15 protein-coding genes are annotated in these 14766 nt (G+C 37.9%); 4 read left to right on the top strand and 11 right to left on the bottom strand.

What is annotated here, in order from left to right; all coding sequences use genetic code 11:
- Together V757_RS0113880 and serB are read left to right on the top strand one after the other, a co-directional pair.
- Positions 1-197: hypothetical protein (locus V757_RS0113880; RefSeq protein ID WP_031274424.1), on the top strand; the 197-nt coding region annotated here is incomplete at its 5' end.
- A 109-nt stretch (positions 198-306) separates the two neighbouring features.
- A complete protein-coding gene (gene serB, locus V757_RS20265) occupies positions 307-1167 on the top strand; it encodes a phosphoserine phosphatase SerB (RefSeq protein ID WP_023950502.1) in 861 nt (286 codons plus the stop codon).
- A gap of 22 nt (positions 1168-1189) precedes the next feature.
- Here the strand turns inward: serB and V757_RS20260 are convergent, their stop codons facing one another.
- The 3 genes from V757_RS20260 to V757_RS20250 all read right to left on the bottom strand — a co-directional run bounded on the left by V757_RS20260 (position 1190) and on the right by V757_RS20250 (position 3705).
- On the bottom strand, positions 1190-1546 hold the full coding sequence (locus V757_RS20260) for a hypothetical protein (protein ID WP_023950500.1): 357 nt from the start codon (positions 1544-1546) through the stop codon (positions 1190-1192).
- Between the two features lie 74 nt (positions 1547-1620).
- The gene (locus tag V757_RS20255; RefSeq protein WP_023950498.1) at positions 1621-3426 is read right to left on the bottom strand and encodes a sodium:solute symporter family protein; all 1806 of its coding nucleotides are present in this window, start codon (positions 3424-3426) and stop codon (positions 1621-1623) included.
- A 9-nt stretch (positions 3427-3435) separates the two neighbouring features.
- Positions 3436-3705, bottom strand: a complete 270-nt coding sequence (locus V757_RS20250) for a DUF4212 domain-containing protein (RefSeq protein WP_023950493.1) — start codon at positions 3703-3705, stop codon at positions 3436-3438.
- 296 nt (positions 3706-4001) lie between these two features.
- Here V757_RS20250 and V757_RS20245 point away from each other — a divergent pair, with 296 nt between their 5' ends.
- On the top strand, positions 4002-5882 hold the full coding sequence (locus V757_RS20245) for a DUF294 nucleotidyltransferase-like domain-containing protein (protein WP_023950491.1): 1881 nt from the start codon (positions 4002-4004) through the stop codon (positions 5880-5882).
- A gap of 8 nt (positions 5883-5890) precedes the next feature.
- Entirely contained in the window at positions 5891-6613 is a 723-nt protein-coding gene (locus V757_RS20240; protein WP_023950489.1) for a 3'-5' exonuclease, read from the top strand.
- 50 nt (positions 6614-6663) lie between these two features.
- Here the strand turns inward: V757_RS20240 and V757_RS0113875 are convergent, their stop codons facing one another.
- The 8 genes from V757_RS0113875 to nuoH are packed head-to-tail and all read right to left on the bottom strand — an operon-like array spanning position 6664 to position 14765.
- A complete protein-coding gene (locus tag V757_RS0113875; protein WP_031274421.1) occupies positions 6664-7161 on the bottom strand; it encodes a DUF2818 family protein in 498 nt (165 codons plus the stop codon).
- 22 nt (positions 7162-7183) lie between these two features.
- A complete protein-coding gene (gene nuoN / locus V757_RS20235) occupies positions 7184-8668 on the bottom strand; it encodes an NADH-quinone oxidoreductase subunit NuoN (RefSeq protein WP_023950487.1) in 1485 nt (494 codons plus the stop codon).
- Positions 8669-8680: 12 nt separating this feature from the next.
- On the bottom strand, positions 8681-10162 hold the full coding sequence (locus V757_RS20230; RefSeq protein WP_023950485.1) for an NADH-quinone oxidoreductase subunit M: 1482 nt from the start codon (positions 10160-10162) through the stop codon (positions 8681-8683).
- Between the two features lie 10 nt (positions 10163-10172).
- Complete coding sequence (nuoL, locus tag V757_RS20225) at positions 10173-12197, bottom strand: NADH-quinone oxidoreductase subunit L (RefSeq protein ID WP_023950483.1); 2025 nt, start codon at positions 12195-12197, stop codon at positions 10173-10175.
- 11 nt (positions 12198-12208) lie between these two features.
- A complete protein-coding gene (nuoK, locus tag V757_RS20220; RefSeq protein WP_023950481.1) occupies positions 12209-12532 on the bottom strand; it encodes an NADH-quinone oxidoreductase subunit NuoK in 324 nt (107 codons plus the stop codon).
- Positions 12532-13152 (bottom strand): NADH-quinone oxidoreductase subunit J, encoded by a 621-nt coding sequence (locus tag V757_RS20215; RefSeq protein ID WP_023950479.1) that lies wholly within the window; start codon positions 13150-13152, stop codon positions 12532-12534. The genes nuoK and V757_RS20215 overlap by 1 nt, the downstream gene beginning before the upstream one ends.
- Before the next feature lie 14 nt (positions 13153-13166).
- Positions 13167-13652 carry an NADH-quinone oxidoreductase subunit NuoI gene (nuoI, locus tag V757_RS20210; RefSeq protein ID WP_023950477.1) on the bottom strand — a complete coding sequence of 162 codons (486 nt, stop codon included), beginning with the start codon at positions 13650-13652 and terminating at the stop codon, positions 13167-13169.
- A gap of 12 nt (positions 13653-13664) precedes the next feature.
- Positions 13665-14765 (bottom strand): NADH-quinone oxidoreductase subunit NuoH, encoded by a 1101-nt coding sequence (nuoH, locus tag V757_RS20205; RefSeq protein WP_023950475.1) that lies wholly within the window; start codon positions 14763-14765, stop codon positions 13665-13667.
- Position 14766 lies beyond the last annotated feature (1 nt).

The raw sequence follows: 14766 nt of genomic DNA, 5'->3' as shown, positions 1-14766 counted from the left end.
GTATTAATGCTAACGATAATAAAATTGATCCTGTTATGATTATTGAATTAATCAACAAAATCGTCATGTCAGAATTACAAGGACCTGATAAGCTAAGAATTGAATTAAAAATAATGAGTGATATTGCCCAACGAATTGACTCTATCAGGCAATTGATAAAAACACTATCACCTCAAAAGGTGTTAAGTCAACATTAAATGACATAAAAAAACGTTACCCTACAGAATAACTTGTATAATTTTGCCTATGCTGTTTTAAGCTATTCAACTAGTTTTATATGCTTTAACATATTCCCAAAGGTTATCCATGTTTACACAACCTAGTATCATTATTCAAGCTCCTCGCCTAAATTTATCCTTAATGGAACAAGCAGCCGCTACTGCCAATGCTAATCAATTAGTGTTACTAGGTGCTCATGGTGGCTTGCTTTATGATATCGATACCACTTCAGTAAGTGATATTCAACAATGGGCAAAAAACAATCTCATTGATTTTGCTTATTTTGAACAAGGTTTACAGGATTGGAAAAATATGAAAATTCTTGCCATGGATATGGATTCAACCTTGATTAATATTGAATGTATTGATGAAATAGCGGCAATAGCTGGACGCAAAGAACAAGTAGCAGCAATCACTGAGGCAGCTATGCGAGGTGAAATCAAAGATTTTTCTGAAAGTCTACGCAGACGGGTAGCAATGTTAAAGGGTGTACCAGCGACAGCACTAGAACAAGTCTATACCGAAAAGCTCTTCTTAAACCCAGGAGCTGAACATTTATTACAAAAAGCACATCAAGCAGGAATTAAAACCTTGCTAGTTTCTGGCGGATTTACTTTTTTCACAGAACGTTTAAAACAACGCCTAGGACTTTATGAAACTCATGCCAATACTCTAGAGATTGATAGCAATGGTTATTTAACTGGTGAAGTTTTAGGTGATATTGTCGATGCTCAAGCTAAAGCAAACTATTTAAAAACACTAGCAGAAAAAGAAGGAGCAAGCATTCATCAATGTATCGCTATGGGTGACGGATCGAATGATTTATTAATGATGGAGAATGCCTATTATTCGGTTGCCTATAGGGCAAAACCTATCGTACAAGAACAAGCAAGATTTAGTATTAATCATTCTGGCTTAGATGCTATCCTAAACTGGTTTAACCCATAATTTTAGACAACTACCGCTTTTATCAAGCAACCGCTTTTTTAGGCTTTGGTGGATGGGCATGGCGTCCCATAATAAAGCTAAAAATAACTTTACACCATATTGTGCTACCTGCTACTGCTGTCCAATCATTGTAATGCCACCCCTCGATAACGACACCATAAATCGCATAAACAATCATCAGACCAGCTAACAAATGCAAAATTGTGTCCGCAAGAATAAATTTTCTAGGATTGATGGCAGGTACGCCTCGTTTTAATGCCACTAAGGAATAATCCTTTTTTACACCCATACGATACGCACGATATAACCAAAACCCAGCAATTGGAAATAATGATAAAAATAATAACCAAGTCAGTGCTATATCAACATACTCTGCCATTGTCTTCTCCTTTCTGATACTAGGTTGATAAGATAACTTACCAACCTAGCCATTGCTTAATCAACCACTATAGTCTAGTGATCATGAGCAGCACCCGCGCCACGAGGGATACGGATTGACTCTACTAACTGCTGAATATTAGCAGGAACAGCTGGTGTAACTTTACTTACAATGAAGGCAACCACAAAATTGACTAGTGCACCAATAGCACCAATTCCTTCTGGTGAAATACCAAAGAATGAATTTGGCCCACCGATTAAATCGGTATATGTGGTTCCTTGAATGAAGAAGATACCTTTGTGAGCAAACACATAGAATAGCGTCACAAATAGACCAGTAATCATTCCCCATATTGCCCCTTGCTTATTAATCTTAGTACTAAAAATACCCATCATAATAGCAGGGAACAAACTAGATGCAGCAATACCGAAAGCCAGTGCCACAGTACCTGCCGCAAACCCCGGAGGATTTAAGCCCAACCAACCTGCAAATACAATCGCTACAGCCATAGAAATCTTACCAGCCAATAGCTCGTTTTTCTCACTAATATTTGGATTGATCACACTCTTAATCAAGTCATGGGATACCGCTGAAGAGATAGCCATCAATAGCCCTGCTGCGGTAGATAATGCCGCTGCTAGACCACCAGCCGCAACGAGAGCAATTACCCAGTTTGGTAGCATAGCAATTTCAGGGTTAGCCAATACTAGGATATCGGGATTAACATCCATTTCCGATCCTTTCCAACCAGCTGCTTCTGTCTTAGCAACAAACTCAGGGTTTTTGTTCTTATCATTATAGTATTGAATGAGACCATCACCATTCTTATCATTGAATTTCAATAGTCCAGTATGCTCCCAACGTACCATCCATTCAGGTTTAGCAGAATGACTTAATAATGCAGAGTTATCAAATAAATCTCCGCCTTTTACAACATTAGCATTGACTGTTGCATGGACATTATAACGGGCCATTGCACCAACAGCAGGAGCCGTTGTATAAAGAATCGCAATAAACACTAACGCCCATCCAGCTGATTTACGTGCATCTGATACTTTTGGCACAGTGAAGAAACGCACAATAACGTGAGGTAAACCTGCCGTACCAATCATAAGAGATAAGGTAAAGAAGAAGGTGTTGAGTTTACTACCACCGGCAAATTCGGTTGTATACTCTTTGAAACCTAAATCAAGAATGATTTGATTTAAACGCTCTAATAAAGGTTGACCTGATTCAACTAAATTACCACCTAGACCAGTCTGAGGTAATACATGTCCCGTTAATTGTAATGAGATAAAAATAGCAGGAATCGTGTAAGCAAGAATTAACACAATAAATTGGGCTACTTGTGTATAAGTGATACCCTTCATACCACCAAATACAGCGTAGAAGAATACGATACCCATACCGATATAAATACCAGTTTCGTTAGATACATCTAGGAAACGAGAGAACGCTACACCCACACCAGTCATTTGACCAATAACATAGGTAACAGAAGCTAATAATAAACATACTACCGCTACGGTACGCGCACTATTACTATAGAAACGATCACCAATAAACTCAGGCACAGTGAAACGACCAAATTTACGTAGATATGGTGCTAATAACATCGCTAATAGCACATAACCACCTGTCCAGCCCATTAAGAATACGGTACCACCATATCCCATATTGGCAATAAGACCAGCCATACCAATAAATGAAGCCGCAGACATCCAGTCTGCACCTGTTGCCATACCATTTACAATAGGATGTACACCGCCACCAGCTACATAGAACTCTTGGGTGCTACCAGCGCGAGACCACCATGCAATACCGAGGTAAAGTGCAAAACTGAGTCCAACGACTATATACGTAATTGTTTGTAAATCCATACTGAACTCCTATTCCTCGTGTACATCGAAACGTTTATCAATATCACCCATTTTCTTGGTGTAGTAGAAAATCAGGATAATGAAGATATAAATAGAGCCCTGTTGAGCAAACCAGAATCCTAATGGATAACCTCCAATATGGAATTGGTTAAAGAACTCGACGAACAAAATACCCGCACCATAAGAGCATAAAAACCAAACAACGAGAATGGACAATAACAACCTTTTAGTTGCTTTCCAGTACCCGCCATGGTCGATTTGTTGATGATTGTCGCTCATTTTTGTTCTCCTCTTTTAGATTATAAGAATGTAATAGATTAATGCTTCATAAACGACTGTTTCAGTATATTTTCATCCATTAAAAAGGCAAAGGTTTTTTTCTAAAAATTAGGGAAATCTCTAATAAATTAAGATATTTTTTATTTAAAAATAAGTAGTTATACTAGGTACATATAGTCACTATTTTCGATACAGTAACTGGTATGCCTATAAATTTTTTTGATTTAAATTAAATTCAAATCAGCTTTGTTACATATTTTTATTTTGCCTAATCTAGCAATCAACAGGGTCTCGTTATGGAAGCTATCCGCTCAACCATTAGTCATTTACAACAATTCTTACCTTTCCAAAAAATGGATATTTCATCAATGACACTATTAGCGGAGCAAGCAGAAATCAATTACTTTTCCGAAGGGGAAATTCTTCTAGATAATAAAAAAGATACGCCACCTGATGTGTTTTTTATTATGAAACAAGGCGTTGTCCAAAGCCAACGAGAAGCAAAAGAAAACCAATTCTATAAGAATGCCTTTGAATTTGAAGAAGGCGAAGGTTTTCCATTTGGACCACTCATTTCTAATACCCCAAATACTAGCCAATTTATTGCACTAACGGATTGTTTTGTTTATCAAATTCCTAGCTCAGTGTTTTACCAGTTAAGAGAGCAAAGTACAGAATTTCGTGCGTTCTGTGAAACTCGTGTGGCTTCATTATTAGAGGAATCAAAACGTATTATTCAAAATCAATATACCAATAGCACCACCTCTCAACAGACCTTATCTCTTCAACTAGGAGAGTTACTCAACAAAGAAGCATTTTCATGTAAAGCCGATAAGCCCATTCGTGATGTTCTAGATATGATGGATAAAACTGGTATTGGCTCTATGGTAGTCGTTAATGAGCATATTCAGCCTATTGGTATATTTACCTTACATGATGTTTTACGTCGAATTACCATTCCGCAAGCATCCCTTGATCGACCTATAGCTGATTTCATGACGACTGACCCTATCTGTTTAAATAAAGAGGATATGGCTTATGAAGCTGCTTTATTAATGGCGAAATATGGCTTTAGACATATTCTCATTATTGATCACCAGCATACCTTTTTAGGTGTAGTGTCTGAGCGAGACTTATTTTCTTTACAACGTATTGGACTACGCGATATTAGCCATATGATTCATCATGCAACACATTTAGAAGAGCTCAAGCTATCACTTGTAGAGATTAAAAAACTGGCTCAAAACATGATGGCTCAAGGTGTGGCAATTGGACAACTCACCCATATTATTTCAACCTTAAATGATTTAATTACCGAGAAAGTTATTGAGCTACAACAAAAAGCACATCCAGAATTAGCAAATATTGATTTTTGTTGGATTGCCATGGGGTCAGAAGGCCGTATGGAACAAATGTTTTATACAGATCAAGATAACGGTATTATTTATAAGGATAGTCAAAACAACCATGCACATAAACAAGTACTATTGTCATTTGCTCATGCTGTCAATCACGATTTAGATAAGCTTGGCTTTCCACTATGCAAAGGTAATATCATGGCAATGAATCCTGAATGCTGTTTGAGTGAAAAAGAATGGCAGCAACGATTTACTAAATGGATTGATGTACCTGATTCCAAAGCTTTATTAAATAGTACGATTTTTTTCGATTTCCGAGCCATTTCGGGCGACTTTTCCCTAGCAAATGATTTACGTACTTGGTTGCAAGAATATGCCTCAATACAAAAAATGTTCTTCCGCTTTCTCACGCAAAATGCCTTAAATAATCGCCCTCCTCTTGGATTACTCAAGGATTTTAATACTAATAGCCATAATGCGATTGACTTGAAAATAAATGGTTCTGCCTTATTGGTTGATATAGCACGTATTCTTGCGCTTGAACATGGTTCAAATAGTACCAACACTGTTCAACGCTTTAAAGATATTATTAACAAAGCTGGCTTTACTGAAAAACAAATTAATGGGTGTATTGAATCTTTCTTGTTTATCCAACTATTACGTATGCAACATCATTTTGAGTTGGATAAAGCCAATCTACCGCTAAGTAATGAAATAAAACCAAGCGAGCTAAACTCTCTAAATACCCGTGTATTAAAAGAAGCTTTTCGCTTAATCCGTGAACTCCAAAGTAGCCTTGCTCATCGTTTCCATTTATAGAGGCGAATATGTCACTACCCCGATTCATTAAATCTTTCTTTAATCCTAGTCCTGTCATAGATGAACATATTCAACAACGTCTTGAGCGATGGAAAGCTTTACCTGAACCAGACTTAGCACAACCATTCACCAATATAAAATTTATTATTCTTGATGTAGAAACAAGTGGATTTAGTTTACGCAAAGACCAATTAATTGCCATTGGTGCTTGTCAATTAATCAATGGAAAAATTCCTCTATCGCAAACACTAGATGTTATTCTGAGGCAAGAACAAAGTAGTAGCAAAAAAAATATTTTAATCCATCGCATTAGCAGACAAGCGCAACTCAATGGCATAGATCCGGCTGAAGCACTAATGCAATTTTTAGAGTTTATTGGTAAACAACCTCTTGTTGCCTTTTATGTAGGGTTCGATAAACCAATGCTAAATAAAGCATTAAAAAAATACCTTGGCATAGATTTAAATAATCGTACTTGGCTAGATATTGCTTTTGTTGCCCCCTTATTCTTTCCTGAACATGCCAGACAGCATCGTAATCTAGATTATTGGATGAATTTATTTGCTATTCAAAATAGCAATAGACATAAAGCCATCTCTGATGCCATTGCAACAGCTCAAGTCATGCAAGTGATTATGAAATCAGCGCCAGAGAATCTTAAAATAACTGAACTAAAACGAATGGAAGCAAAAGCCATGCGTATTCATCAAGAATTACACGGACAAAAATAATAGTCTTATTGGCAAATATATAAAGAGATTTTCAACTCTTCTTCAATATACTAGGAAGCAGATTTTGGATGACGCATCAAATGTCGCCACACAAATCCTGGAAAAGATAGCACCAAGAAAATACAAATACCTATAGCGTAAAATTGCCAGCTTTGTGTATATTTATTGGCATAGTAAGATTCAATAAAGAAGCCCACAGCAGCGACAAAACAGATAGCAAGAATCAACTCTAGCAATTCAATACCAATATTTTTATACGAAATATATTTGCCATAAAAATAGCCTGGTGCCATAAAAATCAATATATATACAAATAGCGCAAAGAGTTTAGCACTAAGAGGAAAAGCAGGTTCAGATAATAGATAAAACGTGAACCCCATCAACACATATGATATTAATGCTCTTGCCGTATAAAACCCAGCAAATTTTTCTGGCTCACCCTTAAGTTGATAAGGGACAAAAGCAAATATCCGCTTGGTCAAAAACGGCAAATTAGCACAAACAATCGCCAACAATATAATTAACCAAACGGATATTTCTGGATACATACTACTTATTCAAAAAAACTAATTATTGTCCAAATTTAAGTGAAGCATCAATCACTTGGACACATAGTGTTAATAAAGCGCCAGGTAAAATACCTAGCAACACAATTAAGAAACCATTCACTGATAATACACCACTACGGAAACTTACTTGGTTACCGATAGCAGGTGCATTTACTGGTGGCTCATCAAAGTAGACTGTTTTCACTACTCTTAGATAGTAAAAAGCACCAATTAATGAGAACAGTACAGCAATCACTGTTAGTGCAATATGACCCGCTGCTAATGCGGCTTGAAGCACAACCAATTTAGCATAGAATCCTACTAATGGAGGAATACCTGCTAACGAGAACATCAAGATTAAGATAGCAAATGCCAGTAATGGATTGCGTTTATTTAAACCTGCTAAATCGCTAATCTCTTCACTTTCGAAATGATTACGGCTAAGGATTAACACCACACCAAATGAAGCTAATGTTGTTAACACATAGGTAATCATGTAGAACAATGATGCACCATAGGCTCCACTAGTCAATTTACCATCAGAAACACCCGACAATAAACCTAGCAACACAAAACCAATATGTGAAATAGTCGAGTAGGCAAGCATACGTTTAAAGTTAGTTTGCATAATCGCTGTCAAGTTACCAATCGCAAGTGATAACACTGCTAAGATAATTAACATTGGTTGCCAACTGATTGACACAGCATTCATCGTCTCAACTAATAAGCGTAATGCCATCGCAAAAGCCGCTAATTTTGGAGCCGCAGCAATAGTCAACGTAACTGCTGTTGGTGCTCCCTGATAAACGTCAGGAATCCACATATGGAAAGGCACCGCTCCAAGTTTGAAGGCAATACCACCTACGACAAATACAACACCTAATACAAATGCCATTTGCTCATATTTACCTGAATGTAATGCTTGCGCGACATCAGCTAAATTTACATAGCCAGTCGCACCATACACCATTGAGATACCATAGAGCATAAAGCCAGAAGCTAAAGAGCCAAGAATATAGTATTTCATCGCAGACTCAATGCTACCTAAATGGTCACGGCGGACAGCAACTAGCGCATATAACGCCAATGACATTAACTCTAAACCAAGGTAAATAGTTAACATGCTTGACGCAGAAATCATCACCATTTGACCTAGTAAAGCATAAAGTGTTAAGGCATAGTACTCACCACCTTTCACCATAAAACGCTCGACTAAATACGTGCGGCTATAGATTAACGTAACAAGTACAGCAATGTATGAAAATACTTTTAATAGGTGTGCTAATGGATCAACTGTAAATTGTTGATAAAAAGTCGTTCCATCTACCCCACTATTCCATTGGAATAAAGAGATAATACACACAACAACTAATGAGACTATTGATAGTGTGTAACTTAATGCACTATCTTTCGATTTCGCAAAAGCCTCTACAAGTAGAATACCGGTTGCCAAAATACAGAGAACAATTTCCGGTAATGCGAGTACAAAATTAAATTGATTATCCATTATTGTCCTAGCCTACAGTTTAGATTGAGCAACATGCTCAAGTAAGTTTTGTGCTGAAACGTGAATAACATCTGTAAATGCTTGTGGATATACACCCATAAATAATGTAAATACAGCTAAACAAGCGAGGACAGCAAATTCACGTTTATTAATATCACTCATTTCTGCTACATGTGGATTTTTGACTGAACCATACGCAACACGTTTAACCATCCATAATGAGTAAGAAGCACCCAAAATTAATGCGGTTGCCGTTAATAGACCAATCCAGAAATTATATTCCACCGCACCTAAAATCACATAGAACTCACCAACGAATCCACTTGTCGCTGGTAAACCACTATTTGCCATAGAGAACAATACAAAGAAAGTCACAAATTTTGGCATCACATTAATCACACCACCGTAATCAGCAATACGACGTGAATGTAAGCGATCATAAAGTACACCGATACACATAAACATCGCACCAGAGACGAAGCCATGTGAAATCATTTGGATAATAGCACCCTCAAGACCTGTTGTATTAAACATAAAGAAGCCTAAGGTCACAAATGCCATATGTGCCACAGAAGAATAGGCAACCAATTTTTTCATATCGTCCTGAACAATTGCTACAAGACCAATATAAATCACCGCAATTAATGATAATGCAATCATTAAACCTGCCATGCTTTGTGATGCATCAGGAGCGATAGGTAAAGAGAAACGCAAGAAACCATACGCACCTAATTTCAACATAATCGCTGCAAGTACAATTGAACCACCTGTAGGCGCTTCAACGTGAGCATCAGGCAACCAAGTATGAACTGGCCACATCGGTACTTTAACAGCAAAGGCTGCAAACAAGGCAAAGAAAATGAATAGTTGTGGCGTCATACCTAAAGGCAATTTTTGCCATGTCGCAATATCAAACGTGCCTGTTTGAGTATACAAATAAATAAACGCAATCAGTGTTAGTAAAGAACCTAGCAATGTATATAAAAAGAATTTGAAGGCGGCATAAACACGATTTGGTCCTCCCCAAACACCAATAATAATATACATAGGAATAAGCGTTGCTTCGAAAAATACATAGAAAAGCAAGCCATCTAATGCGACAAACACACCTACCATTAATCCAGAAAGGATTAAGAAAGCGGCCATGTATTGCGCTACTCGGCTAGTGATAACCTCCCAACCAGCTACTACCACCATAATGGTAATAAATGCGGTTAGGATCACAAACCATACACTGATACCGTCCACACCTAAATGGTAAGATACATTAAAGGCATCAATCCAAGCTACTTGCTCTACAAACTGCATATCTGCTGTAGATGCGTCAAAGCCCGCGATAATAGGTAACGTTACTAAAAAACTGACTATTGCACCAATCAATGCCATTTTTCTCGTATAGTCTGCGCGATCATCTCGCCCAAAAACTAATACTAAAATACCAGCAATAATGGGTACAAAAATCGATAAGGAAAGCCATGGAATAGTTGATGTCATTTCGCCGCCCTTATTTCACCAAAACAAAGAAAGAAATTAATACGATTAAACCCGCAATCATTGCAAACGCATAATGATAAATATGACCTGATTGTAGTACTCGGCTAATTGCCGCTACTAAACCGACTAAACGGGTTGAACCACCAATAAGGATGCCTTCAATAATACCTTTATCGCCGACATTCCAGAATAACTTACCTAAGCTACGTGCTCCTCGTGCAAATACATTCTCATAAATCCAATCTACATAGTATTTGTTTTCAAGAACACGATTCACGCCAGAGAATGCTTTATAAATCTTAGGAGGTAATGAAGGATTAATCACATACCCATATAAGGCTACAACTAAACCTGCTACCATTAACCAGAATGGTAACGTAGTAAATGCGTGAATACCATACTCTACCCAACCGTGGAAATGTTCTGCTAATGCAGGCATTGCTGTGCTATGTTCGCCACCAGTAAAGATAACATCTTTAAAGTAACCACCAAATAACAATGCATCAACTGCCCAAGCACCAATGCCGACTGACGGAATAGCTAATACCACTAATGGCAAGGTTACGACCCATGGTGACTCGTGTGGTTTACCACCATGATGTCCATGATCATCATGTCCGTGATTATCGTGATGATCATTATGTGCATGGTCTGTCGTATCAAATCTCTCTTTACCATGGAACACTAAGAAGTAAACACGGAAAGAGTAAAGAGATGTCACGAATACACCGATCAGAGTTGCATAATAAGCAAAGCCGGAACCCCAAACACTTGCATGGTGGGCAGCCTCAATAACATGCTCTTTCGAATAAAAACCTGAGAAGAACGGTGTACCAACTAGTGATAATGTACCAATTAAGAAAGTAATCCAAGTGATTGGCATATATTTGCGTAAACCACCCATATTACGAATATCTTGGTCATGATGCATACCAATAATGACTGAACCAGCTCCCAAGAACAATAATGCTTTAAAGAAAGCATGTGTCATTAAGTGGAATACTGCCACTGAGTAAGCAGATGCTCCTAGTGCTACAGTCATATAACCAAGTTGCGATAATGTTGAGTAAGCCACAACGCGTTTAATATCGTTTTGGATAAGACCCAAGATACCTAAGAATAACGCACCAATTGCGCCCACCACAATAATCAATGATAAAGCACTAGGAGCTAACTCATAGATTGGAGAGAAGCGTGATACCATAAAGATACCTGCTGTCACCATGGTTGCCGCATGAATTAACGCTGAAATAGGAGTAGGACCTTCCATTGAGTCAGGTAACCATGCATGTAATGGCACTTGAGCTGATTTACCCATAGCACCAATGAATAGGCAAATACATGCGAGAGTCAGCATATGCCAATCACCTAAAACAGTGACCTGATTTAATTCTTGCGTTTTTGCAAAAATTTGATCGTAATTCATTGAACCAGTGAAAGCAAAAAGTAAACCAATACCTAGGATAAATCCAAAGTCACCCACACGGTTTACCAAGAATGCTTTCATGTTCGCAAAAATGGCGGTATCTTTGGTATACCAGAAACCGATAAGTAGATAAGAGACTAAACCTACTGCTTCCCAACCAAAGAACAATAGCAACATATTATTACCCATCACTAGCATTAACATAGAGAAGGTGAATAATGAAATATAGGCAAAGAAGCGTTGGTAGCCGGGGTCATCAGCCATATAGCCAATCGTGTAGATATGTACCATCAATGAAACTGATGTGACTACAACCATCATTAATGCACTTAAAGGATCAATTAAAAATCCTATATCAATCTTAATGTTGCCAATCATGCTCCACGTATAGATTGAGTCATTAAAATAGGCATCATGCATAATGACTTGGTACAGTACAAAAATTGAGGCAATCGCTGAGAAAGCAACTAATGCAATCGTCACCATATGCGATCCTCTACGGCTCACACAATTCCCCAAAAAGCCTGTACCAAATAAGCCTGCCAAAATTGCACCTAGCAATGGTGCAAAGGCAATGCATGCTAAGAGAATAGGAGAAAATGTTGTCATTCTTAATCCCCTTACCCTTTTAGACGAGCTACGTCGTCTACATTAATAGAATTAATCTTACGGAATAGTAATACTAAAATCGCTAAACCAATTGCCGCTTCAGAGGCAGCCACCGTAAGAATAAAAAACACAAAAATTTGACCCGCTGTATCAGGTAAGCCATTTACAGGATGCCATACAGAAAATGCCACAAAATTTATATTGACAGCTAATAACATCAATTCAATTGACATTAGCAAGCTAATCAAGTTGCGACGATTAAAGAAAATACCAAAAATACCTAATGCAAATAAAATTGCACCAAGAATAAGGTAATGCGCTAGAGTAATAGTCATTATTTTTCACCCCCATCAACATTAGGAGTGTCCACTTCTGATTTCATATCCACTAAACGTACACGATCTTTTGCTTTGACATATAACTGATCACTAGCAAGAATATATTTACGGTTCTTACGATCACGTAATGTTAAGGCAATCGCTGAAATCATACCCACTAAAAGAATCAACGCACCCACTTGAATTGCAAATGAGTATTGAGTATACATCGCTATACCTAACTCTAGTGTATTGTTATAACCTTCAGGCAAGGTAGCAGGTGCTGGTGTATTTAAATAAGCTGACCCTAATACAAAGGCCACTTCAGTCACCATAATACCTCCCACAACGATACCGATAGGCAAGTAAGTTCTAAAACTACTACGTAATGATTCTGGAACGACATCAATCATCATCACTACGAATAAGAACAGCACCATCACTGCTCCTACATATACCACAATCAGTAATAGCCCGAGAAATTCTGCGCCAATCAAAATCCACAGCATTGATGCTGTAAAGAACCCTAAAATAAGGTGTAATACAGCAACTACTGGATGGCGTGCTAATATGACTCGCACCGATGCATAAATGAGCACTACCGCTAAAATATAAAATAACACAGTTGAAAATATCATGTTATTCACCTGCCCTATCGATAAGGCGCATCAGCTTCACGACGCGCTGCAATTTCTGGTTCATACTTATCACCAACGGCTAAAAGCATATCTTTAGTGAAATATAAATCACCACGTTTTTCTCCGTGATATTCGTGAATATGTGTTTCCACAATCGCATCGACAGGACAACTTTCTTCACAAAAACCACAGAAAATACATTTGGTTAAGTCAATGTCATAACGCTTAGTACGGCGACTACCGTCTGCTCGTTCTTCAGACTCAATACTAATTGCCATTGCTGGACAAATAGCTTCACATAATTTACAGGCAATACAACGCTCTTCACCATTAGCATATCGGCGTTGTGCATGTAAACCACGAAAACGTGGTGACATCGGTGTCTTTTCATATGGATAACGTAAGGTAAATTTTGGCTTGAAGAAATATTTACCTGTTAATGCCATACCCTTGAGTAACTCAGTCAAGAATAGGCTTCCAAAGTGATTTTTAAAACTCATCTTACCTACTCCTTAGTTATGGGTCCAAATATTAAATGGTGTTTGCATCCAAATCGCCACAACTACTAACCAAATACCTGTTAATGGGATGAAAATTTTCCACCCCAAACGCATAATTTGGTCATAACGATAACGTGGGAATGATGCACGGAACCAAATAAAGAACGACACAACAACAAAAGCCTTGATGCCTAACCATAGCCAACCTGGAATCATATTAAATGGCGCAAAGTCTAAAGGACTAGACCAACCACCAAGGAATAAAATTGATGCCATTGCTGATAAAAGAATCATATTGGCATACTCTGCTAAGAAGAACATTGCAAAGCCCATACCAGAATATTCCACCATATGACCAGCTACGATCTCAGACTCACCCTCAACCACATCAAATGGATGACGGTTTGTCTCCGCAACTGTTGAAATCACATAAATAACGAACAATGGTAATAATGGTAACCAGTTCCAAGAAAGGAATGTTAGTCCTAAATCAGCAAACCAACCCTTTGTTTGTGTTGTCACAATACCATTCATATTTAGCGTACCAGACACAAGCAACACAGTTAGTAATACAAAACCCATCGCCAATTCATATGAAATCATTTGCGCTGATGCACGCATAGCGGCAATAAATGGATATTTGGAGTTTGATGCCCAACCTGCAAGAATCACACCATATACACCTAATGACGTCACAGCCATCACAAACAATAATCCTGCATTGATATTAGCCAATACAGCTTCAGGACCAAAAGGTATCACAGCCCAAGCCGCTAATGCGGGAACTAATGTCAAGATTGGAGCCACAATATACAAAATTTTGTTTGACTTTGAAGGAACAATAACTTCTTTTGTTAATAACTTTAGTACGTCCGCAAATGGCTGTAGAATACCACCAGGCCCCACTCTATTTGGACCGCGACGGATATGCATATAACCAATCATGCGACGTTCCCATAATGTTAAGAAAGCCACACAGATAATAATTGGCAATGCAATCACTAAAATTTTAATGATTGACCAAATGACTAACCACGCTGTTTCACCAATAAGGTTAATACCCCAGGTATTAAGCGCAGCTATACCATCTGTGAACCAAGACCAAATATCCATT

This window comes from Pelistega indica, assembly GCF_000506865.1.
GTDB classification, from domain to species: Bacteria; Pseudomonadota; Gammaproteobacteria; order Burkholderiales; family Burkholderiaceae_B; genus Taylorella; species Taylorella indica.
Note: the sequence above shows the minus strand (reverse complement) of the source record. Positions and strands in the feature narration are given on the sequence as shown.

What these genes read in the sequence shown, in the direction of transcription:
- V757_RS20255 (WP_023950498.1), bottom strand. Translation starts at nt 3,426, where the DNA reads ATGGATTTACAAACAATTACGTATATAGTCGTTGGACTCAGTTTTGCA.
- V757_RS20245 (WP_023950491.1), top strand. Translation starts at nt 4,002, where the DNA reads ATGGAAGCTATCCGCTCAACCATTAGTCATTTACAACAATTCTTACCT.
- V757_RS0113875 (WP_031274421.1), bottom strand. Translation starts at nt 7,161, where the DNA reads ATGTATCCAGAAATATCCGTTTGGTTAATTATATTGTTGGCGATTGTT.
- V757_RS20240 (WP_023950489.1), top strand. Translation starts at nt 5,891, where the DNA reads ATGTCACTACCCCGATTCATTAAATCTTTCTTTAATCCTAGTCCTGTC.
- V757_RS20250 (WP_023950493.1), bottom strand. Translation starts at nt 3,705, where the DNA reads ATGAGCGACAATCATCAACAAATCGACCATGGCGGGTACTGGAAAGCA.
- nuoI (WP_023950477.1), bottom strand. Translation starts at nt 13,652, where the DNA reads ATGAGTTTTAAAAATCACTTTGGAAGCCTATTCTTGACTGAGTTACTC.
- nuoN (WP_023950487.1), bottom strand. Translation starts at nt 8,668, where the DNA reads ATGGATAATCAATTTAATTTTGTACTCGCATTACCGGAAATTGTTCTC.
- V757_RS20260 (WP_023950500.1), bottom strand. Translation starts at nt 1,546, where the DNA reads ATGGCAGAGTATGTTGATATAGCACTGACTTGGTTATTATTTTTATCA.
- nuoK (WP_023950481.1), bottom strand. Translation starts at nt 12,532, where the DNA reads ATGACTATTACTCTAGCGCATTACCTTATTCTTGGTGCAATTTTATTT.
- serB (WP_023950502.1), top strand. Translation starts at nt 307, where the DNA reads ATGTTTACACAACCTAGTATCATTATTCAAGCTCCTCGCCTAAATTTA.
- nuoL (WP_023950483.1), bottom strand. Translation starts at nt 12,197, where the DNA reads ATGACAACATTTTCTCCTATTCTCTTAGCATGCATTGCCTTTGCACCA.
- nuoH (WP_023950475.1), bottom strand. Translation starts at nt 14,765, where the DNA reads ATGGATATTTGGTCTTGGTTCACAGATGGTATAGCTGCGCTTAATACC.
- V757_RS20215 (WP_023950479.1), bottom strand. Translation starts at nt 13,152, where the DNA reads ATGATATTTTCAACTGTGTTATTTTATATTTTAGCGGTAGTGCTCATT.
- V757_RS20230 (WP_023950485.1), bottom strand. Translation starts at nt 10,162, where the DNA reads ATGACATCAACTATTCCATGGCTTTCCTTATCGATTTTTGTACCCATT.